Origin of the sequence: Rhodovulum sp. (assembly GCF_011048875.1) — a bacterium.
Taxonomy (GTDB): Bacteria; Pseudomonadota; Alphaproteobacteria; order Rhodobacterales; family Rhodobacteraceae; genus Rhodovulum; species Rhodovulum tesquicola.
Genome location: NZ_DSDD01000452.1, coordinates 1 through 19,900, shown reverse-complemented (window position 1 = coordinate 19,900; position 19,900 = coordinate 1). Strand labels below are relative to the sequence as shown.

The 19,900-nt window shown below is 67.7% G+C and carries 21 protein-coding genes; 7 read left to right on the top strand and 14 right to left on the bottom strand.

What is annotated here, in order from left to right:
- The coding region (locus ENN83_RS15520; protein ID WP_287188566.1) for a cell division ATP-binding protein FtsE at positions 1-600 on the bottom strand (600 nt) is incomplete at its 3' end.
- Positions 601-763: 163 nt separating this feature from the next.
- Here ENN83_RS15520 and ENN83_RS15515 point away from each other — a divergent pair.
- Positions 764-1,498 (top strand): zinc-ribbon domain-containing protein, encoded by a 735-nt coding sequence (locus ENN83_RS15515; RefSeq protein WP_287188563.1) that lies wholly within the window; start codon positions 764-766, stop codon positions 1,496-1,498.
- 18 nt (positions 1,499-1,516) lie between these two features.
- Here ENN83_RS15515 and ENN83_RS15510 read toward each other — a convergent pair whose 3' ends face one another.
- The 5 genes from ENN83_RS15510 to argH form a co-directional block, all read right to left on the bottom strand.
- Positions 1,517-4,111, bottom strand: coding sequence for a TIGR02302 family protein (locus ENN83_RS15510; RefSeq protein ID WP_287188560.1), 2,595 nt, complete (start codon positions 4,109-4,111; stop codon positions 1,517-1,519).
- Positions 4,112-4,146: 35 nt separating this feature from the next.
- Positions 4,147-5,412, bottom strand: a complete 1,266-nt coding sequence (gene lysA, locus ENN83_RS15505) for a diaminopimelate decarboxylase (protein ID WP_287188557.1) — start codon at positions 5,410-5,412, stop codon at positions 4,147-4,149.
- Between the two features lie 7 nt (positions 5,413-5,419).
- On the bottom strand, positions 5,420-5,746 hold the full coding sequence (locus tag ENN83_RS15500) for a DUF2834 domain-containing protein (protein WP_287188555.1): 327 nt from the start codon (positions 5,744-5,746) through the stop codon (positions 5,420-5,422).
- Between the two features lie 123 nt (positions 5,747-5,869).
- On the bottom strand, positions 5,870-6,151 hold the full coding sequence (locus ENN83_RS15495) for a hypothetical protein (protein WP_287188552.1): 282 nt from the start codon (positions 6,149-6,151) through the stop codon (positions 5,870-5,872).
- A complete protein-coding gene (gene argH / locus ENN83_RS15490) occupies positions 6,148-7,539 on the bottom strand; it encodes an argininosuccinate lyase (RefSeq protein ID WP_287188569.1) in 1,392 nt (463 codons plus the stop codon). The genes ENN83_RS15495 and argH overlap by 4 nt, the downstream gene beginning before the upstream one ends.
- Positions 7,540-7,564: 25 nt before the next feature.
- On the opposite strand from argH, the gene ENN83_RS15485 reads away from it, so the two are divergent.
- Together ENN83_RS15485 and ENN83_RS15480 are read left to right on the top strand one after the other, a co-directional pair.
- Positions 7,565-8,122 (top strand): TlpA family protein disulfide reductase, encoded by a 558-nt coding sequence (locus tag ENN83_RS15485; RefSeq protein ID WP_287188550.1) that lies wholly within the window; start codon positions 7,565-7,567, stop codon positions 8,120-8,122.
- Positions 8,119-8,643: a CIA30 family protein gene (locus ENN83_RS15480; protein WP_287188549.1), complete on the top strand. Its 525-nt coding sequence runs from the start codon at positions 8,119-8,121 to the stop codon at positions 8,641-8,643. Before ENN83_RS15485 ends, ENN83_RS15480 begins: the two co-directional genes overlap by 4 nt.
- Here ENN83_RS15480 and ENN83_RS15475 read toward each other — a convergent pair.
- Positions 8,637-9,338: an NAD-dependent deacylase gene (locus ENN83_RS15475; RefSeq protein ID WP_287188546.1), complete on the bottom strand. Its 702-nt coding sequence runs from the start codon at positions 9,336-9,338 to the stop codon at positions 8,637-8,639. The genes ENN83_RS15480 and ENN83_RS15475 overlap by 7 nt on opposite strands.
- Before the next feature lie 41 nt (positions 9,339-9,379).
- Here ENN83_RS15475 and ENN83_RS15470 point away from each other — a divergent pair, with 41 nt between their 5' ends.
- On the top strand, positions 9,380-9,835 hold the full coding sequence (locus ENN83_RS15470; RefSeq protein ID WP_287188543.1) for a low molecular weight protein-tyrosine-phosphatase: 456 nt from the start codon (positions 9,380-9,382) through the stop codon (positions 9,833-9,835).
- Between the two features lie 104 nt (positions 9,836-9,939).
- Here the strand turns inward: ENN83_RS15470 and ENN83_RS15465 are convergent, their stop codons facing one another.
- The 7 genes from ENN83_RS15465 to ENN83_RS15435 form a co-directional block, all read right to left on the bottom strand.
- Positions 9,940-10,236, bottom strand: coding sequence for a hypothetical protein (locus ENN83_RS15465; protein WP_287188540.1), 297 nt, complete (start codon positions 10,234-10,236; stop codon positions 9,940-9,942).
- A 119-nt stretch (positions 10,237-10,355) separates the two neighbouring features.
- Positions 10,356-11,003: a PAQR family membrane homeostasis protein TrhA gene (gene trhA / locus ENN83_RS15460; protein WP_287188537.1), complete on the bottom strand. Its 648-nt coding sequence runs from the start codon at positions 11,001-11,003 to the stop codon at positions 10,356-10,358.
- A gap of 348 nt (positions 11,004-11,351) precedes the next feature.
- The gene (locus ENN83_RS15455; RefSeq protein ID WP_287188534.1) at positions 11,352-12,371 is read right to left on the bottom strand and encodes a hypothetical protein; all 1,020 of its coding nucleotides are present in this window, start codon (positions 12,369-12,371) and stop codon (positions 11,352-11,354) included.
- Positions 12,368-14,014 (bottom strand): hypothetical protein, encoded by a 1,647-nt coding sequence (locus ENN83_RS15450; protein WP_287188530.1) that lies wholly within the window; start codon positions 14,012-14,014, stop codon positions 12,368-12,370. The genes ENN83_RS15455 and ENN83_RS15450 overlap by 4 nt, the downstream gene beginning before the upstream one ends.
- 336 nt (positions 14,015-14,350) lie before the next feature.
- Positions 14,351-14,662 (bottom strand): H-NS histone family protein, encoded by a 312-nt coding sequence (locus ENN83_RS15445; RefSeq protein WP_287188527.1) that lies wholly within the window; start codon positions 14,660-14,662, stop codon positions 14,351-14,353.
- A 224-nt stretch (positions 14,663-14,886) separates the two neighbouring features.
- Positions 14,887-16,383, bottom strand: a complete 1,497-nt coding sequence (locus ENN83_RS15440) for a phosphomannomutase/phosphoglucomutase (RefSeq protein ID WP_287188524.1) — start codon at positions 16,381-16,383, stop codon at positions 14,887-14,889.
- A 155-nt stretch (positions 16,384-16,538) separates the two neighbouring features.
- Positions 16,539-17,150, bottom strand: coding sequence for a helix-turn-helix transcriptional regulator (locus ENN83_RS15435; RefSeq protein ID WP_287188521.1), 612 nt, complete (start codon positions 17,148-17,150; stop codon positions 16,539-16,541).
- Between the two features lie 115 nt (positions 17,151-17,265).
- Here ENN83_RS15435 and ENN83_RS15430 point away from each other — a divergent pair, with 115 nt between their 5' ends.
- The 3 genes from ENN83_RS15430 to ENN83_RS15420 all read left to right on the top strand — a co-directional run.
- The gene (locus tag ENN83_RS15430; protein WP_287188520.1) at positions 17,266-17,745 is read left to right on the top strand and encodes an autoinducer binding domain-containing protein; all 480 of its coding nucleotides are present in this window, start codon (positions 17,266-17,268) and stop codon (positions 17,743-17,745) included.
- 190 nt (positions 17,746-17,935) lie between these two features.
- Positions 17,936-19,030 (top strand): DUF3141 domain-containing protein, encoded by a 1,095-nt coding sequence (locus ENN83_RS15425; RefSeq protein WP_287188517.1) that lies wholly within the window; start codon positions 17,936-17,938, stop codon positions 19,028-19,030.
- 124 nt (positions 19,031-19,154) lie between these two features.
- Positions 19,155-19,900, top strand: a 746-nt coding sequence (locus ENN83_RS15420; RefSeq protein WP_287188514.1) for a MaoC/PaaZ C-terminal domain-containing protein, incomplete at its 3' end; no start/stop codon positions are given.

Here is a 19,900-nt window from a genome sequence, read left to right as displayed (position 1 = left end):
GCGGATCAGGTTCAGATCATGCGTCGCCACCAGGATCGCCTTGCCCATGCGGTTCAGTTCGACCAGCAATTGCAGGATGCGCAAGGACATTTCCCAGTCCACATTGCCGGTGGGCTCGTCGGCCAGGATCACGTCTGGGTCCATGATGACCGCACGCGCCAGCGCCGCGCGCTGACGCTCGCCGCCCGAGAGTTGCGGCGGCAGCGCGTCGGTCTGTGCCTGCAGGCCGACCCAGGCCAGCAATTCGCGCAGGTTCTCCGCCTCGGCCGCCACGTCGCGCCCGGCCACCAGCAACGGCAGGCTGACATTCTCGGCCAGCGGCAGGTGGTCCAGAAACTGGCAATCCTGATGCACCACCCCGATCCGGCGCCGCGTGCGCGCCACCGCGTCGCGGTCCATCCCGGCGAGCTCTGCGCCAAAAAGGCGCACCCTTCCGCGTGTGGGCCGCAATTCGGCATAGCACAGTTTCAGCAGCGTCGTCTTGCCCGCGCCCGAGGGGCCGGTCAGGAAATGGAAGGATCCGGGCTGCAAGCGCAGCGATATGCCCGACAGGAGCTGGGCTCCGCCATAGCTGTGGGACACGTCTTCCAGCTCGATCACGGGTCCGCTCCGCCGCTCATCCGGCCACCCTATTGCCCGAGCCCCGGCCCGGTTTCAATCGCCTGCGCCCGCAAAGGCTTTGAATTTCCACCGGGGCTGATACAACATGCCGCAAAACGACAGGCAGGGTCCGTCCCATGGACGGGTCGAGGCAGGGTGCGGAATGCGACTGATTTGCCCGAACTGCAACGCCCAGTATGAGGTCGATGCCGCCGTGATCCCCGACGAGGGGCGCGATGTGCAGTGCTCGAATTGCGGCCATACCTGGTTCCAGCATCCGGCCGGAGCGGATGCCACAAGGCGCGCGCCCGAGGCCGAGGATATCGGCTGGCATGGCGAGACCACGGCCCCGCCGCCGCTGCCCGAGGCCGAACCGGCTCCGGCTTCCGCCGCGCGCCGCGCGCTGGATGCCTCGGTGCTCGACATCCTGCAGGAAGAGGCCGCGCGCGAACGGCGCGCGCGCGCGCAGGAGGCCGCGGCCGACACCTTCGCCGCCCAGCCCGATCTGGGCCTCGACAATGCCCCGCCGCGCAGCCCCGCGCCCGTTGCAGAACCCGCCGCCCCCGCCCGGCCCACGCCTGAACCAGAACCCGCAACCCGCCGCGACCAGTTGCCCGATCTGGCCGAGATCAATGCCAGTCTCGACGCCAGTTCCGACCGTGGCGCCGACAGCATCATCACCGCCGAGGCCGAGGAGACCGCCCGGCGCAGCGGATTCCGGCTGGGCTTTGCGCTTGTCGTGCTGGTCGCAGCGCTGGCGGTGGGCGCCTATGTGATGGCGCCCAGGATCGGCGCGCTGCATCCCGCGCTTGAGGCGCCGATGGCAGGCTATATGGGGGCCATCGACGGTCTTCGGCTATGGCTGCATGCCCTGCTGCCGCGATCGGTAGCTGGCTGACGCCGCGACCGGGCGGAATCAGAACCGGTCCAGCAGCCGCCGCAGATAGTCCAGTTCGATCTCGGGCCGTTCCTGTTCACCCGAGCGGCGACGGATCTCGTCCAGCAATTCGCGCGCGCGCCCCTGCACATCCTCGCCGCGCAGCATCTCCTGTTCCGTGCCGACCCGGCCCATTTGCCCCGTATCGCGACCGAGCGGGTCGCGGCGGTCGCTGCCGGCCTGCGCCTGGCCCATGCCCTCGCCCTGCTGGCCCGGCTGCTGGTTCCGTGCCAGCGCCTCGCCCAGGTTGCGCATTCCCTCGCGCAGCGCCTCCATAGCTTCGGCCTGGCTGTCCAGCGCGCCCGCCAGATCGTCACCGCGCAGCGCGTTTTCGGCCTCGCCCATCGCGCGGCCCGCGCGGTCCAGCGCCTCGCGCGCCGCCTCGCCCTCGGGCGAGCCGCCCAAGCCCGGCAACCCCGCGCGCTGGCGGTCCAGTTCGCGTTGCAGCGCGCGCTGGCGGTCGGCAAGCTGCTGGCCCAGATCGCCCTCGCGCCCCACGGCGCCGGGCTGCTGACCCTGACCCTGGCCTTGCCCCTGACCCTCGCCGAATTGCTGACCCTGTCCGTCCTGTCCCTCACCCTGCTGGCCCCGATCCTGCTGACCTTCGCCTTGTTGGCCCTGCTGGCCCGGATTGAACTGGTCCTGAAGGCCCCGGAACGCCTCGTCGCTCAGCCCCTGCTGCTGGCGCAGGGTCTCTGCCAGACCCTCCATCGCCTGCTGGCCGGGGCTTTGCTGGCCGCCCTGGCCCCGCGTGATCTGCATGTTCTCCATCATCTGTCGCAGCATCTCCAGCAATTGCTGCGCCTCGTCCATCCGGCCTTCTTCCATCAGTTGCTGCAACCGCTCCAGCATCTGTTCCAACTGGTCGCCGGTGATCTGCTGCATGTCCTGCTGGTTCTGCGCCTGCTGCTGGCCGTCCTGTGATTGCTGCTGCGCAAGCTGGCGCATGTAATCCTGCATCGCCTCGCGCAGTTCGCGCATCAGTTCGGCGATTTCCTCGTTGGTCGCGCCATTGCGCATTGCCTCGGACAGCCGCTCCTGCGCCCGGCGCAGCCGTTCGGCGGCGTCCGACATGTCGCCCTCCTCGATCAGCACGGCGATATCCCACAGCGCGGCGGCGATTTCGTCCTGCGTCCCAGGCTCCAGCCCGGCCGCGACCCCGGCTTCAAGACGCCGGATCGCGACGCGCAGCATCAGATAGGCGCGTTCACTACGGAAAAGCCCTTCCGGTTCGTGGCTGACCGCGCGCAGCCTCTGCGCCACCTGCGCGCCGTTCTCGCGCGTCCAGAGAAGGTCGCGGCGCTGTTCCACCACCGCGCGGGCCAGCGGGTCGAAGAAGCGTCGCCCGGGCAGCATCATCTCGGTGGGCGGGCTTGTCCCCTCCTGCCCCAGCGCATCCTGCGCGATCAGCACCATCTGAACCGGCAGCCCGGCCCAGGGGTGCTGCGACAGGTTCTCGATCAGCGTCTCGGAAAAGTCGCGCCGGTCGCCAGTGATCGTCATCGGCAGGTCCAGCACCAGCGGTTCGCGCGGTTCGGGCTCGGACATCAGACCGTAGCGGCGGTCAACCGCCTCCGCATCCAGCGTCACCACCGCGCGGCCCGCCACCACGCCGTAATCGTCGCGCGCGGCAAAGCGTTGGGCCATCTGTCCGTTGGCCTGCACCTCGGGCGGACCGTCCGCCGCGATTTCAGGCGGGGCGTCGGGGGTCAGCACGATCTGCCAGCTTCGCCCGCCCGGCCCCTCGATCGTCACCTCGCCGGGGCGGACCATCTCGAAGCTTTGTGCCATTGCATCCGCCCTTTGGGGCGCGGTGCCCTCGACCGGCCGGGCCGAGACCGTCTCGCGCAACTCCAGCGCGCCGACCTCGCCGTAAAGCCGCAGGCTCAGCAGGCTGCCATGCGGTACGGTCAGCGTTTCGGCGCGGATCTCGTTCAGGTAGAGGCTGGGCTTGGCGGTATGGGCGGGCGGCTCGATCCAGCCTTCCCAAGTCGGCCCCGCCGCCATCGCCGTGCCGCCATCGCCGGCCAGATCACCGACGCTTGCTACCCGCCAGAGCGAGCCGAAGGCCAGCGCCACGACGAACGCCGTCAGCGCCACATAGCGCAGCGCATAGGGATCGCGTGACGCCACGCGCAGGTCCGGGCAAACCGCCCGCGCCGCCCGCGCGCGGTCTGCCATGCGCGCGAGATGCGCCCGCCAGACAGCCTCGGAGGCCGCATCGCCCGCGCCGATGGCCGGATGGTCGCGCAGCGCCGTGATCGGACGGCCCGGCAGCGTGCGGTCCAGCAGGTCCAGCGCCTCGGACCGCGTCGGCCAGCGAAAGTTGCGCACTCCATGGCCGAGAGCGGCAATGATCGCGGCAGCCGCGAGTGCCAGCAAGCCCAGCGCCCAGCCGCGCGACAGCATTTCGTGCACCCCGAAGGACAGCACCGCCGCCACCGTCAGCAAAAAGCTGACAAGCGGCCAGAAGGCGCGGGTCAGGCGTTCGGCCACCATGCCCGCCCGCGTCAGACGCAGCGGCCAGCGCAAGGCTTGAAGGGCATCCTCGGGGGGGGTCGTCCGTTCGGTCATGCTCCCATCCCGTGGCGATCCGACGGGGTTGCCGGTCAAAGCCACTCGGGAATGGTATCTCGGTTTATGATCTCGTCAAAGGATGGCCTGTTCCGAATGACGGCCACGTGATCCCCCATGACCAGCACCTCGGGCACCAGCGGGCGGGTGTTGTATTCCGAGGCCATCACGGCGCCATAGGCGCCTGCCGAGCGGAAGGCGACCAGATCGCCCGGCGAGACGGGTGGCATCATGCGGCTTTTCGCAAAGCTATCGCCCGTCTCGCAGACCGGCCCCACGATGTCGAAGGGCGCCTGTTCGGTGCCGGGCGCGGGTTCGATCACCGGCACGATGTCGTGATGGGCCGAATACATCGCAGGCCGCACCAGATCGTTCATCGCGGCATCGAGGATCAGGAAATTCCGCCCCTCACCCTCCTTCACATAGATCGCCTGCGCCACCAGGATCCCGGCATTGCCCGCGATCAGGCGGCCCGGCTCGATCTCGATCTCGCAGCCCAGATCGCCGACGACGCGCTTGATCATCGCGCCATAGTCCAGCGGCAGGGGAGGGGCTGCGTTCGAGCGTTCATAGGGGATGCCAAGACCGCCGCCCAGATCCAGCCGGAGGATTTCATGCCCGTCCTGACGCAGCGCGCGGGTCAGGTCGGCGACCTTGGCATAGGCGGCCTCGAAAGGTTCGAGCGCGGTCAACTGGCTGCCGATATGCACGTCGATGCCGACCACCCGCAGTCCCGGCAGGGTCGCGGCATGGGCATAGACCGCGCGTGCCTTGGCAATCGGGATGCCGAACTTGTTCTCGGCCCTGCCGGTTGCGATCTTCTCATGCGTCTGGGCGTCCACATCGGGGTTTACCCGCACCGCGATGGGGGCCACGTCGCCCAAGCCCAGCGCCACCTCGTTCAGCGCCGCCATCTCGGGTTCGGATTCGACGTTGAACTGCCGGATCCCGCCCCCCAGCGCCAGCCGCATCTCTTCGCGCGTCTTGCCGACGCCCGAGAACACGATCCGTTCGCCCGGAATGCCAGCCGCCCGTGCGCGACGGTATTCCCCGCCCGAGACGACATCGACGCCCGCCCCCAGATCGCCCATCAGCTTCAGCACGGCCTGGTTGGAATTGGCCTTCACCGCGTAGCAGATCAGGTGATCCAAGCCCGCCAGCGCCTCCTGGAACAGGCGGAAATGCCGGGTCAGCGTGGCGACCGAATAGCAATAGAATGGGGTTCCGACCTGTGCCGCGATCTCGGGCAGGGGGATATCCTCGGCATGCAGCACGCCGTCGCGATAGAGGAAATGATCCATTCCGGGCTCAGGACGTCTTGGCGCCGCGCGGGCGCGAGCGCAGGAACAGGTAGAGCGGCAGGGCGCAGGACACTCCGATGCCGATGGCCAGCACCGCCAGCGGCCCCAGCCAGTCGCGGCGCGCGATGCTGTCGGCCACGATCCAGATTGCCAGCGCGATGGCGGCAATGGTCAGATCCCAGACCAGACCCGTGGTGCTGGCATTGACATACCAGGCGTCGATCATGCCCATGAAATCCTGACCGTTGGCGAAATACCAGCTCAGGAAATAATACATCGGGTGAATGGCGCCCCAGATCGCAAGCGCCAGAAAGATCATCCGCAGGGGCGTCATGGCCGGTTTCCTCCCGTCACGCCAATTTCGACCGTGCCGCCGACCGTCACGCCCGCCTGCGGCGGTTGCGGCGGTCCGTCGACCCCGCAACCGCCCAGCACCAGCACGGCGGCCCATATCCATCTAGAAGCCAAGGCTCACCCCTCCAGTCCCCGCGCCGATCCGCACCGGCAATCCGGCGGGCCGCACCGACACCGCCGCCCCATCCGTGCCAATCCGCACCGCGCTTGTCCCCGTCTGCACCACCCGGACCGAGGCCCCGGGGCCGCCCGGCCCGCCCGAGACCGTCACCGGCCCGCTGGCCACCCGCCCCGAGGCCTGCCCGTCCGGCGTGACCGCAACCTGGCCCGAGGGCGCGGCGCAGCCCGCAAGCAGGATCAGCCCCAGCGCGGCAAGCCGCGTCATCCCAGCCGTTCCTTCCAGCGCGCCACCTGTGCCCGCACCTGATCGGGTGCGGTGCCACCATAGCTTACCCGACTCGCGACCGAATTGTGCACTCCCAGAACGTCGAACACCTCCGCCCTTATGCCCGGATGCACGCCCTGCATGTCCGAAAGCGTCAATTCGGGCAGGTCGCAGCCCTTGCGCTCGGCCAGTGCGACCAGCATGCCCGTCACATGATGCGCCTCGCGAAATGGCAGACCCAGCGCCCGCACCAGCCAGTCGGCCAGGTCGGTCGCGGTGGAAAAGCCGCTGGCCGCCGCCGCCTCCAGCGCGGGGCGGTTCGCGGTCATGTCGCGCACCATCCCCTCCATCGCGGCCAGCGCAAGCATCAGGCTGTCGGCGGCGTCAAAGACCTGTTCCTTGTCCTCCTGCATGTCCTTGGAATAGGCCAAGGGCAGCCCCTTCATCACCATCATCAGCGCCACGTTCGCGCCCATGATCCGGCCGATCTTGGCGCGGATCAGTTCGGCCGCATCGGGGTTCTTCTTCTGCGGCATGATCGAGGAGCCGGTCGAGAACCGGTCGGAAAGCGTGACGAAGCGGAACTGCGCCGAGGACCAGATCACCAGTTCCTCGGCGAACCGCGACAGGTGCATCGCGCAGATTGACGCGGCACTCAGGAATTCCAGCGCGAAATCCCGGTCGCTGACCGCATCCAGCGAATTGGCCATCGGCCGGTCGAAGCCCAGCGCCGCCGCCGTCATCTGCCGGTCGATCGGAAAGGACGTGCCCGCCAGCGCCGCGGCACCAAGGGGACATTCGTTCATCCGCGCGCGGGCATCGGAAAACCGGCCCATGTCGCGGGCGAACATCTCGACATAGGCCATCATGTGATGGCCCCAGGTCACCGGCTGCGCCGTTTGCAGATGCGTGAACCCCGGCATCACCCAGTCCGTGCCCGCCTCGGCCTGTGCCAGCAGCGCCCGGATCAGCGCCTCAAGCCCCGCCACTGCCGCGTCGATCTGGTCGCGCACCCAGAGCCGGAAATCGGTCGCCACCTGGTCATTGCGCGACCGCGCCGTGTGCAGCCGCCCCGCCGGTTCGCCGATCACCTCCTTAAGCCGCGCCTCGGTATTCATGTGAATGTCTTCCAGCGCGGTGGAAAACGCGAAGCCGCCCGCCTCGATCTCTGACAAGACCGTGAGCAGCCCTTCCCGGATGGCCTGCGAATCCGTATCGCTTATGATGCCTGTGGCCGCCAGCATGGCGGCATGGGCGCGGGAACCGGCGATGTCCTGGGCAGCCAGCCGCTGGTCGAACGAGATCGAGGCATTGATCGCCTCCATGATCGCGTCCGGCCCGGCGGCGAACCGCCCGCCCCACATCGCGTTGGACTGGTCGTTGGTCATCGTCACGGCCCTTCGGAGGGAAAACATGTCGTTCTTCAGGTCGTTCGTCCTCTACACGGCCCTTGCGCTGGGTGCAAATGCCGCCGCCGCCGATCCCGCCGCGCTGAACGGGCTGCGCGAGGGCGACATGAAGAAGCTCGTCTTCCATGCCGCGCCGAAACCCGTCCCCGAGATCGCGCTGATCGACGAAGTCGAGGCCCCTCGCGCACTGGCCGAACAAAGCGGCCGATGGGTGGTCCTGAATTTCTGGGCGACCTGGTGCCCGCCCTGCCGCCACGAGATGCCCGCGCTTGACCGGCTGAATGCCGAATTCGGCGGCAACGGCTTCGCCGTGGTCACGGTGGCGACTGGGCGCAATTCGTCCCAGGGCATCGACCGGCTATTCTCGGAAATGGCCATCGCCACCCTGCCGAAATGGCGCGATCCCGACTCGGGATTGGCCCGGCAGATGGGGGTGATGGGCCTGCCCGTGACCGTGATCCTGAACCCCGAGGGACAGGAGATTGCCCGGATGCAGGGCGATGCCGAATGGGACAGCGACAGCGCCAAGGCGATCATCGCCGCGCTGATGAATGGGGGATGATCCGGCCATGGCTGGCTCTTGCCCTTGTGCTGGCCGCCCCGGTTTCGGCTGAGATGATCGAGCCCATCACCCCCGAAACCGCGCGCGCCTGGTCCTTTCTGTCAGACCGGGTGATGGGAGGCGTCTCGACCGGCGCCGCAGCTTATGCCGAGGAACAGGGCAGGGGCTTCCTGCGCCTGACCGGCATGGTCAGCACCGCCAATCGCGGCGGCTTCGTCCAGATGCGCCGGACCGTCACGCTGCCCCCGGATGCACAAGGCATCGTGCTCAGCGTGCGCGGCGACGGGCAGCGCTATTTCGTCCATCTGCGCAGCGCCGCCACGCGACCCTGGCAATTCCACCAGACCGGGTTTGACACCACCCCCGACTGGCGCGAGATCCGCATCCCCCCGACCGCCTTTCAACCCCGGGGCGGTGCCTCCGCCAGCCTGCGCCCCGAAACGGTCAAAAGCCTCGGCATCGCCGCCTATGGCCGTGACCAGCGCGCCGATATCGCGCTGGCCGGGATCGGCTTCTACTGACCCCGCCTGCGCAGGATTTCCTCGACCCAGGCGGGCACGATCTTGCTGGCCGGGCCATGCCGGGCCTCGGCGAAATCGCCCTCCTTCTCGGACGGCTTCAGGTTCAGCTCCAGCGTTCGCGCGCCCGCCCGCGCCGCATCCTGCACGAAGGCGGCGGCCGGATAGACGCTGCCCGAGGTGCCGATCGCCACGAACAGCTCGGCCGCGCGCAGAACGTCCCAGATCGCCTCCATGTGATAGGGAAATTCGCCGAACCACACGATATCGGGCCGCGTCGCCGGGGCGGCACAGGACGGGCAGGGATCGTCCGCGCGCATTGCCATCGGCGCGGTCCAGGTCTCGCCGCAGGCGGCACAGCGGGCGCGGGTGATCTGCCCGTGCATGTGCCAGACCGCCCGGCTGCCCGCACGCTCATGCAGGTCGTCGATATTCTGCGTGACGATCCGCACCGCGCCCGGCAGGGCATGTTCCAGCCGCGCCAATGCCGCATGGGCCGCATTCGGGATCGCCTCGGCGGCATTGCGGCGCCGCGCATTGTAGAACTCGTGCACCAGCGCGGGATTGCGGGCAAATCCCTCGGGGGTTGCCACCTCGGCCAGATCGTAGCGCGTCCAGATTCCGTCCTTGTCGCGGAACGTGCCCAGCCCGCTTTCGGCCGAAATTCCCGCCCCGGTCAGAATCACGATCTTGGTCATCGCCCGCCCCTCCGCTATCACAATGCCGAAAGGAGAGCCCCATGACCACCCGCATCCTGTTCGTCTGCCTCGGCAATATCTGCCGCTCGCCCACTGCCCACGGGGTCGTCGCGCAGATGGCCGAGGCCGCCCGCCTGCCGGTCCAGATCGACAGCGCCGGAACCGGGGGCTGGCATGCGGGCGATCCGCCCGATCCCCGCGCCACGCGCGCGGCGGCACGGCGCGGCTACGATCTTTCGGCGCTGCGCGCCCGGCAGGTGCGCACCGCGGATTTCGAGGGGTTCGACCTGATCCTCGCGATGGACCGCAGCAACCTTGCCGATCTGGAACGGATCCGCCCGCCGGGCAACACCACCCCCGTCCGGCTGTTCCTCGACTATGCCGACAGCCCCCGCGACGAGGTGCCCGACCCCTACTACGAGGGCGGCTTTGATCTGGTGCTGGATCTGGTCGAGGACGCCGCCCGCGGGCTTCTGGCCGAGATCGCCCGCCGCTGACCCGCGCCCTCTGCTTCTTCTTGGCGAAAATACCCGAAACGGCGGCCCGGAACGGGCCGCCTTTCAAAGGCTTGCGCCGCAGGCGCTCCGCCGGACGGACGGGCTCAGCCGCAATAGGCCGCCGCCATCTCGCCGAACCGCTTGTAGCGCTGCCAGAAGGCCGAATCCCGGTCGCGTTTCGACTGGCGCACGACCTGGGCCTGGTGCGGGTCGCGGAAGAACTTCGCCGCCTCGCGCTGGTCGCCGGCACTCAGCGTGATGTCGGCGGCCTGCTGGATGCAGCTGCAGACCCCGCGCGACACGCCGGGACGGTCGGATCCCAGACAGGCCCGCTCGATCGGACCCGCCAGGGCAGGGGTGGAGGACACGGCGACCATCGCCGCAAGCGCAAATGCTCTCATCTGACTGCCTCGTTCCTTGCTGGGGGCCGCTACGGGCGTCTGACGCACCCTCTGTCCGGACCCGAAAACCAAGCCTCATTATAGGCCGGGAAAGCGCAAAATTCAATCGCCCGTGCCGTTCAGGCCGTGTCGATCACATGCGTCGCCACCGCCGCGAAGAACAGCACCGAGGCGACCAGCACGAAAACATGCCAGATCGTGTTGTGATAGGGCAGCCGCTCCCACAGGTAGAAGATCATCCCCACCGTATACACCAAGCCGCCCGCCACGATCAGCCCCATCACCACCGGCGACAGCGTCGCGAACAGGCCCCAGCCCGCCACGGCCCCCGCCCAGCCCATCGACGGATAGAGCGCCAGGTTCACTGCGCGGAACCTGTAGGGCGCCAGCACCCGCAGCCCCGTGCCAGCCGCAGCCGCGGCCCAGAGCCCTGCCAGAAGCCCCGCCCCATGCCCGCCCGAGAGCAGCGTGAAGGGCGTGTAGGTGCCCGCGATCTTCCAGTAGATGGCCGAATGATCCAGCCGCCGCAGGATCGGTGTCCAGTCCGGGTGCTGGACCATGTGATACAGCGCCGAGAACCCGATCATCGCGAACAGCGCGGCGCCATAGACCGTGATCCCCAGGATCGCCGCCCCATCGCCGCGAAAGACGATGGCCAGCGCCACCAGCACCGGAACTCCCACCGCCACCGCGGCCAGCCCCGTGACATGCACCACCGCGTCCGAGACCCTCTCGGCCCGCGAATAGGACGGATATCGCTCACTCATGCCAACCCCCACGCAAAATCGTTGTCCATCCGCGCAAGAGCCTACCACGCCGCCCCGCCTGCGTCAAAATCGCGCATATGGGCAAAGCGTTTCAACCTCGTGACCAGCCCGTCCGCCACAAGCGCAGGATGCGTGCCTCTTTCCTTCCCGGGCGGGGCCCGTCGCGGATACCGGAGTGCCCGTTGTCCGACCAAGTGCAATGCTGCAGGACTGCATCTCATCCGACAGCGTCGATCGACCCGTATCGACCCGCTCTTCAGCGCGAAAACCTGATGAAACGTGCCGCTCAAGGGATGGTCGTTCGGTGAACGCGCGTCCCTGATCGCGGCACCCGCCAAATGGGGCCACCTAAAATTCTTGCGAGCCGGGCGTTTGACCGGATGTCTTGCAGCAGCGGAAGCCCAGATGGTAGTTCTCGTGGCTTCTCGGGCTCATCACCCGGTCGCCATGCCAGTAGGGCGCGCGCCAGCGGCACCAGTCGGGATGGGCGCGGTACTTGTCCCAGATGAACCAAGATCCCTTCATCTCGGTCACGCCCAGCGTGGTGCTGCCCGCGCTGGCCATCTGGTCGGGGGCCAGCGGCAGATTCATGTGCTCGGCCACGTTGCCGTTCAGGTCATAGACCTTGAGCGGGCTGGCGCAGCCCGCGAAACTGCCCGCCGGATAGGTGTTCGAGCCGCAATTCTTCCAGCCGCCGCCGGGACAGGTCGGGCTTTTCTCGCTGTTCTGGGCGCAGACGCCGCGGCGGAAGGCGGGGCCATAACTCCAGCGGGCCGTGCCTTCGTATTTCGCGTTATGGGCCGCGCGCATCCGGTTCACCGCCGCCGAGGCTGACAGCCCGCGCGCAAGGTCGAAGCGGTAATCGGGCGGCGTGAGCGCGCCCTGGCAGGCGCCTTCCCATTCATGCGCATCGCACAGCCGCTTGCCCTCGGCGGCGCAGATTTCGGCGGCCTCCTTCGCCTTGACCCAGACTACGGGATAGGCGCAGGGGATGTTGGGATATTCGAACTGGTCGATGCAGACGGTCGCATCCTCGGGGCGCTGCGTGGCCGGATCGTAGAGCGGCGCCATGAATTTCGCGCCGCAGATCCGTTCGAAGCGGCGGTTGACATAGGCAGCCAGCGCATTGCCGCCCGCGCGGGCGTTGCATTCCGCGCGGGTCATCGCGTGGCGGGTGATGGCGGGGTTGCCTTGGCCCAGCACGGGCGAGGCCGCAAAGATCGCCCGGATCCGGTCAAGCTGCGCCGGGCTGACTCCGCGCGCCTCGGCGATCTCGTCGAACAGGCGCGCGTTGTTCTCGGCCAGCGTCTGCGCGGCAGCCGGAACAGCCCAGACAAGGCAGGCAAGAACGATCGCAAGGCATCTCATTTCGCGGCCTCCTTGCGCAGCAGATAGAAGAAGTCACGGTTGTCGGCAGAGCCGACAAAGCGCGGCACCCGGCTGCCATCGGCAGCGCGCGCGTCGATCTGGGCCATGCCCGCGACAAGATGGTGCAGCGCGATGCCGCCGCCGGGGTCCGCAGCATAGGCCGCCATGTAGGTGTGTTCCATCGCGTTCATGTCCAGAAGCATCGCGTAATCGCAGCCATAGGCCTGAAACACCCGCGCCATGGCGGACGGCGTCGCCGTCGAGAACCACGCATAGACCAGAAACGGCCCGTTCGGTCCGGGCCGCAGGCAGGCACCCGCACGCAGCGTCCTGAGTTCGGCCTTGTCCGAGCCCGACCAGTTGCCCGGCAGCCATTGGCGCACCATTGCACCGGGAACGGGCTGGCCGGTCGCTGGGTCAGGCTCGACCAGCGCGACGCCGTTCTGTCGGGCAAAGCGGATCTCGCGCAGCGGCGGGGCGTCCGCGCTGTCCCATGTGCGCATCCCCACCCTGCCATCGGTCAGGACGTAAAGCGTGGCCAGCCCGGGCTGCAACCGGCTGAGCACCGTGCCATGGACGACAAAGCCGTAATGGTGGCCGTGGTTCGTGGCTGCCAGCGGCCCCGAGCGAAAGGCGCCATGCTCGCGCTTGAAGCCGCCGGTAAAGGTGGCGGCGACGCGGCGCGCCTCGGCCGGGGACAGCATGCCGGTGGGCACCAGCGGATCGGGGCGGGCAAAGCCGTCGGGGCCGGGAAGCGCGCGGTTGCGCGCGGCTTCGGGCGGGCGGGGCGACCAGTCGAGCCGGGGATGCTCGGTGCCGGTCTCGTAGCCCAGATCGAAGAGCGACAGATCGAAGCCCACCAGGTAGACATCGGCCTTGCCCTCGACCGGATCGAGCGGATTGGCGCGCTGATCGCCGCGCAGGATGGCGGCGTCGATCATCCGCGGTTGCAACGCCGAGGCATAGATGCCGGGGGCACCGTCCAGCGCGTACCAGGCGCCCATCTCCATCCGCGTGGGGCTGGCGCCGACCAGATCGAAGGTCATCGTGGTATACATCACCGGATGATCGGCCAACCGCGCGCGCCCCAGCGCTGCCGCCGCTCGGCCGGGATCGGCATCGGTCACCAGCGCCCCGCTTTCAAGGTAGCGATCCTTGTAGAGCGTGCTTTTCACAAGGCCGACGAGACCTTCGCCGAAGGCGATCTTGTCGCGCAGGAACTCGGCGGTTCGCTCCAGGCTCGTGCGGCTGCCCGCAACCGGGTTGCGCAGATAAAGCAGGTCGCCGCAGACCGGTGCAAAGGGTAGGCCGGTGGCGCGGGCGGCTTCAAGCTCGGGCGTCGTATCTGCCCAGGGGCGACAGAGCCCCTCCCTGCCAAACGAAAGCGCGGGAGCGGGACCGCCGGTCAGCGCGATCCGGCGGGCAAGCGGTGCGGGGTTCTCGAGGTGATAGGTTTCGCGCCCCTTGCCGGGGCGAAACAGCTCGAGCAGGAACCAGCCGTTCGCATCGGGGTTCAGCGCGGTCAGGGCAATCCGCGTGCCATCGGCGGCGCGAGCCTCTTGCCGTGTGCGAAAGACCTGAAGCTCGACCACCGAGCGGGCGAGGTCCTCGTTTGCCAGGGCGTTCTGCCGGGCGAGCGTCACGGCGCCGGGGTGGCCTGCGGGTTCTGCCGGGGCGAAGCCAGGCCAGAGCGCGAGCGGAAAGACCCCCGCAAGGCGAAGTAGGGCACGCAACCTATGGAACAAGACGGCAATCATTTCCGCCCGACTGTGCAGAACAGATGTTTAAATGGTGTAACCCCCGGCCTTGCGGAAGCAGGTTCTTTACCCCCATGCGCAGCCTATTCGGACGAGACGTGACGGGGCAAGACAAGTCCGTTCGCGCGCGGGACCATTCAAGCGACATCGCCGAGCCCCGGGGGGAGGCAACGACCTGCGCGGAGAGCCGGGCGCCGCAGGCGGGGCACCCGGCGTCGCGTTTCAGCGGATCAGGAAATCTTCGAGCCGGGCGCCTTTCTTCAGCGCCTCTTCCAGCCAGTTCGGGCGTCGTCCCCGCCCGCTCCAGGTTTCCGCGGCATTGGCGGGATTGCGGTATTTCGCGGCCGCCTTGCTGCGTCGGGTCTTTTTCCCGAAAATTTCATCCAGTGAAAATCCGAACTCCTTGGCCTTTTCCTCAAGCACGGCGCGGACTTTCGCCTTTTCGCGATCGTTGAACGACGCGATGGCCGCATCCACCTCCTTGCGGAGCTGCTTGAGTTCGGCGAGCGAGAGTTTTTCCAGTTCCTTTGGCATTCAGGTATCCTGCTGCATTGCGTTTCTCTGCCGGTTTCCGTGTCCTGCGTATTCATTGGGCGCAGAACTTGGGAAAATCCACCTGTCATTTTAGACATGTTTCGTGACAAAAGGCGAGGGCGCTTGCAACGGAAAAGCCGTGCAAGGCTCGACGGGGCGTCGATCGGCGAGAAATTGCCGAAAGCGGAAAACGGCGGAAAGGCGCGGGGTGCTGCCCGATCCGCTCAGAGGCTCTGGTCGTAGGCGCCTACCGCCGGTTCTGTTCGGATCACCGCATTTAGATCGGCGAAGATCGCTCGAAGTTCCTCTTCGCTGTCAGGGCTTTCGCAGACCACCACCAGGTTGGGGGTATTGGACGAGGCGCGCACCAGACCCCAGCCGCCATTTTCCAGCATCACCCGCGCACCATTGACGGTGACGATATCGCAGATCGCTCGCCCGCCAAGGGGTTCGCCGTGCGCGTGCCGATCCTGAAGTTTTGCCACCAGCCGGTCAAGCACGGCATATTTCTCGGTATCGGCGCAAAAGGGCGACATGGTGGGCGAAGAAAAGGTCCGGGGCAATGAACGGCGCAGGTCCGAGAGCGAGCGGCCGGGATTGCGGTCCATCAGCTTGCAGATCTCGACCGCGACCCGCATCCCGCAGTCGTAGCCCCGCCCGACGGGACCGGCGAGGAAATAATGACCCGATTTCTCGAAACCCGCCAGCGCGCCGGTGGCATGCACCCGCCGCTTCATGTGGCTGTGGCCGGTCTTCCAGTATTCCGTACTGGCCCCCAGCGCCCGCAATTCCGGGTCGCTGTGGTAAAGGCCGGTCGATTTCACATCGACCACGAATTTTGCACCGGGATACAATCTGGCATAGTCGCGCGCCAGGATCACGCCCATCTTGTCGGCGAAGATCTCCTCGCCCTCGTCGTCCACCACGCCGCAGCGGTCGCCGTCGCCATCGAAGCCCAGCGCCATGTCCGCGCCGTTTTCGCGAACCGCCCGCGCCATGTCATGCAGCATCTCCATGGCCTCGGGGTTGGGGTTGTAATTGGGGAAGGTGTAATCCAGGTCGCAATGCAGCGGCACCACCTCGACGCCGATCCTTTCGAGGATCTCGGGCGCGAAATCGGAGGCGGTTCCATTGCCGGTGGCGCAGACCACTTTCAGCGGGCGCGACATACGGAAATCCGCGACGAGGTCATGGATATAGGCCTCGCGCACGCCATCCTCGCGCCGCCAACCGCCGCCGGGCCGGGCCTCACCCAGCCCGCCCAGCACGATATCGCGCAACTCGGCCATTTCCTCGGGGCCATGGGTCAGCGGCCGTTCGAACCCCATCTTGACGCCGGTCCAGCCATTCGGATTGTGGCTGGCCGTCACCATCGCGACGGCGGGCGCGTCCAGATGGAACTGGCTGAAATAGGCCATGGGCGAAAGCGCCGGGCCGATGTCGCGCACCGTGATGCCCGCCTGCACCAGCCCCAGAATCAGCGCCTGCTTGATCGCCAGCGAATAGTCGCGGTAATCATTGCCCACCGCGATTTCAGGCCGGATGCCCCGGTGCATCATCTGGGTGCCAAGGCCAAGCCCCAGGGCGGTCAATCCGGGCAGGTTGATTTCCTGCGGATAACGCCAGCGCGCATCGTATTCGCGAAAGCCCGTGGGCGCGATCATCGGGTCACGCAGGAAAGCCCAGGTGTTCGGGCGAACCTCGGAAAGCGGTCTGGTCATCGGCGGCTCCCTGGCGCGTTGTGGAAATACGCAGCCGGTCTAGCCGATGGAGCGGGTTCTGCCCAGAGCAAGCACGCGGCAGGTGTCGTGAAGGACCTCGCTACCCGGGCGAACCTGTCGTCCGACCCGCGCGCCGGATCGTGGTCAGCCGAGTGTTACAGAACGCCCCGGCTGCGTGCGATCGAGGCAGCCTGCGAGGGGGTTTGTGCGCCGAGCTTGCGCTTGGCATTGGCCAGCCGCGCCTTGACAGCGCTCATCGAGATGTCGAGTTCGGCCGAGATCTGTTTCAGCCGCATTCCGTTGGCCTGCATTCGCAACGCCTCTGTCTCGGCGCGCGTCAGCCGCCGGGGCGGCGTGCCGGACCTGTGCATCTGTGTCAGGAGGGACAGAAGCTCGCGCATCTCGATGCCGGAGAAGGGCCGGTCGGGACGGGCGAAAGTGCCATAGCTGCGCCGCCCCTTTTCCTCGGTGCAGGGCACGCAGGCCACCGCACCGTGATGCAGGCCGTATCCGCGCGCCTCGCGCAGGACGCCGCGGGGATCGTCGAGCCCGAGCCGGTCCCAGGAGGTGACGCCGCTATTGGTATAGACCCATTTCAACACCGGATCATGCACGACGAGGCCCTGGACGGTGTAATGCTCGACCCAGGCCTCGGGCAGGTGGTTCAGTTCCTCTGCCGGATAGGAGAACCCGACCCGCAACGCCACATAGAATCCCGCGGGGGCAAGTTCATCGAGGCGGTCTGCATAACGCTTGATCTGGCTCATCGGGGACGTTTCGTGTCCTGTAGTTCAAATTCCGTGGCGGAATGTGTAATGCTCCGTCCTAGCAGGTGGCATCGCAGAAGGCCACTCAACCTTTACGCGAGGTGCCGCCGAGGTCATGGATCGAGTTAACAAGGTTGCGGAACTTCTGACCGCGCTGGACGGGCTTTGCGATACGGGTTTCTCACTGGCCATTCGTATTCGCTATACACGCCCCCTCCTCCTTTATCAGAGCTATTCGCAGGCGTGGAGAGAATTCTATTTCGAGAACGGGCTGCTGATCTCGGATCCGGTGGTGCACTGGGGGATCGCCAATACCGGAGTGCTGATGTGGGACGACCCCACGCTGCAAGATCCTGCGGGAGTGCTTCCGCTGGCGCACCAGTACGGGTTGCGAAACGGCGTCACGATTGCCACCGGGGCGAGCAATTCGCGCACGATCACGGGACATACGCGCTCGTCCGGTCCGTTTGCCGAGGATGAGATCGGGCAACTGGAATGCCTGGTCGAGACGCTGCACGAGGTCACCGAGGGGCTGAATGCGCCCGACTGTCCGGAGGTGACGGCGCTGCGCGCGCTTGATTTCGCCTGCTACTGAGCGGTCCGCCGGATCGCCGCTGCGGCCCGGCGGACGTCACGACCCTGTCACGGGCGCCAGGCTAGGCTATGCGTGCAATGGCGGGCGGCTACGGATATGTTTTCCGATGTCGGCGCATGGAGGTTGCGGTGCGGGGACGATATTGGAGCGGGCATGACGTCGGTGCGGCTTTGCGGATTGGGTCAAGGCCATGACCGGGCGCGGCGTGTCCCCGCTGGACCCGTTCGGCCTCGTTCGAACTGCGTGGCGGGTCAACGAGGTCGCGCCGGGTCATGCGGGTGCGATCGCGCGCGACCAAGGCGAGCATTGGCAGGGGGTATTCACGCAGACAGCGACCGTGATGCGCGCGGCGCGGATGAGCGGGCGGCATGCGACGGCGGCCGACTGGGCCGGGCATTGGCGCGCGTATCTGCGCGATTCGGCCGAACGCGCGGTACCGGCCGCCGATATCTTGCGCCAGCGTGCGGATGCGCTTGCCGCCGCCGAGGCGGAGGGCGCTCCCCCCGCGCTGCCCCATGCGCAAGAGCCGGTAATGGAGGCCGGGGGTCTGGCGCGCCCCTGCAACGCGCGGCTGGTCCGGCTGGTGCCTGCCGCCGCGCCCGCGCCGGTCGCGCGGCCCGTGCTGTTGGTCGCGCCGCGGATGGGCGGGGCTGACGGGCTGACCGGAGCGGCGGCCGCTGCATTGGCCGCGGGGCTGCCGGTCCATGCGGCCGGGTTTGGCCGTTGCCCGGTGCCGGGCCAGACCGTTGCCGACGCGATCGACGCGTTGGCCGCCTTTGCCGTCGAGATTGCCCGCCGCCACCCTGACGTGCCCGCGCCGGCGGTGCTGGGGCAGGGGCCGGGCGGCTGGTTGCCGCTGGTGCTGTCCGCCGCGCATCCCGGGGCTACGGGCGCGGTGCTTCTGGACATGGTGGCGCTGGCGCCGGGGCTTTATCTGATGGGCGTCGAGGCGGTCGAGGGGCGGGGGGATGCGCGACGGGTCGAGCCGTCACTGGCGCCCGCCTTGCGGGCCGCCATCGCGCCACCCATGGCCGAGGCCTCGCGCGCGCTGCACCCGCTGCGGCTGGGCAATGCTGCGATCTCGTCGCGGAACCCCTGGCTCGGGCCGGTGTCGACTGCAGCAGCGCGCAGACGCGAGACGCGCCAGCCCGCCGCGCCCGACAATCCCTTCGTCTGGGTCGAGCGGATGGGGTTTGAGCTGGCGGGTAATTGGCTGGATCCGGGCGCGGCGATGCGCAGAGCGGCGGTCGATACGGGCTTTCACGCGGTTTGGGGCGCGCCCTAGATACGGGCCTTCGGTGCCGTTGCGTGGCCCAGGGCGGTACAGGAACAAGCGTCCGAAGCCCCCCGCGCCAAGGCGCCGGGCGGCTCGGTCCGGACAAGGGAAACCACTGCCGAATGAGGGCCATATGAGAATCGATGAAAACCGCGTCTTCGACGAGATTGCCATAGGCGACAGCGCCGAGATCGTGCGCATCTGCACGGAAGACGACTTCTACGTCTTCGCTTCCGCCTCGGGCAATCACAATCCCATGCATCTCGCGGGGCATGACGGCGATGGCGACGGCATGCCCGAGGCGGTGGCGCCGGCGATGTGGGTGGGCTCGCTGGTCTCGGCGGTGATCGGCAACATCCTGCCCGGTGCAGGCACGCTTTACCGCGCGCAGTCGCTGCGCTTTCAGGGCCGCGCCCATGCGGGTGACGAACTGGTGGCGCGGGTCACTGTCACCGACAAGCACCCGCCCGACGGGCTGGTGATGGCGACCGAGGTGAGCCGACGCTCGGATGGCGTGACGATCCTGACCGGCGAGGCCGAGGTTCAGGCGCCCGCCCGCAAGATGCGGTTCGACGATCTGGAGATCCCCGGCCTGCTGATAGAGCACCACCGCCATTTCGATGCGATCATTTCGCGTGCCGAACCGCTGCCGCCGCTGCCGACGGCGGTGATCGCGCCCGAGGAACCGAAATCGCTGGGCGGCGCGCTGCTGGGGGCGCGGCACACGATCATCGCCCCGATCCTGATCGGCGACCCGGCGAAGATCGCGGCGGCCGCGCGCGAAATTGGCGCCTCGCTCGACGGGATCGAGATCGTCGAGGCGGCGGATCACCATGCCGCGGCAAATATTGCCGTCGACCTGGTGACGCAGGGCCGGGC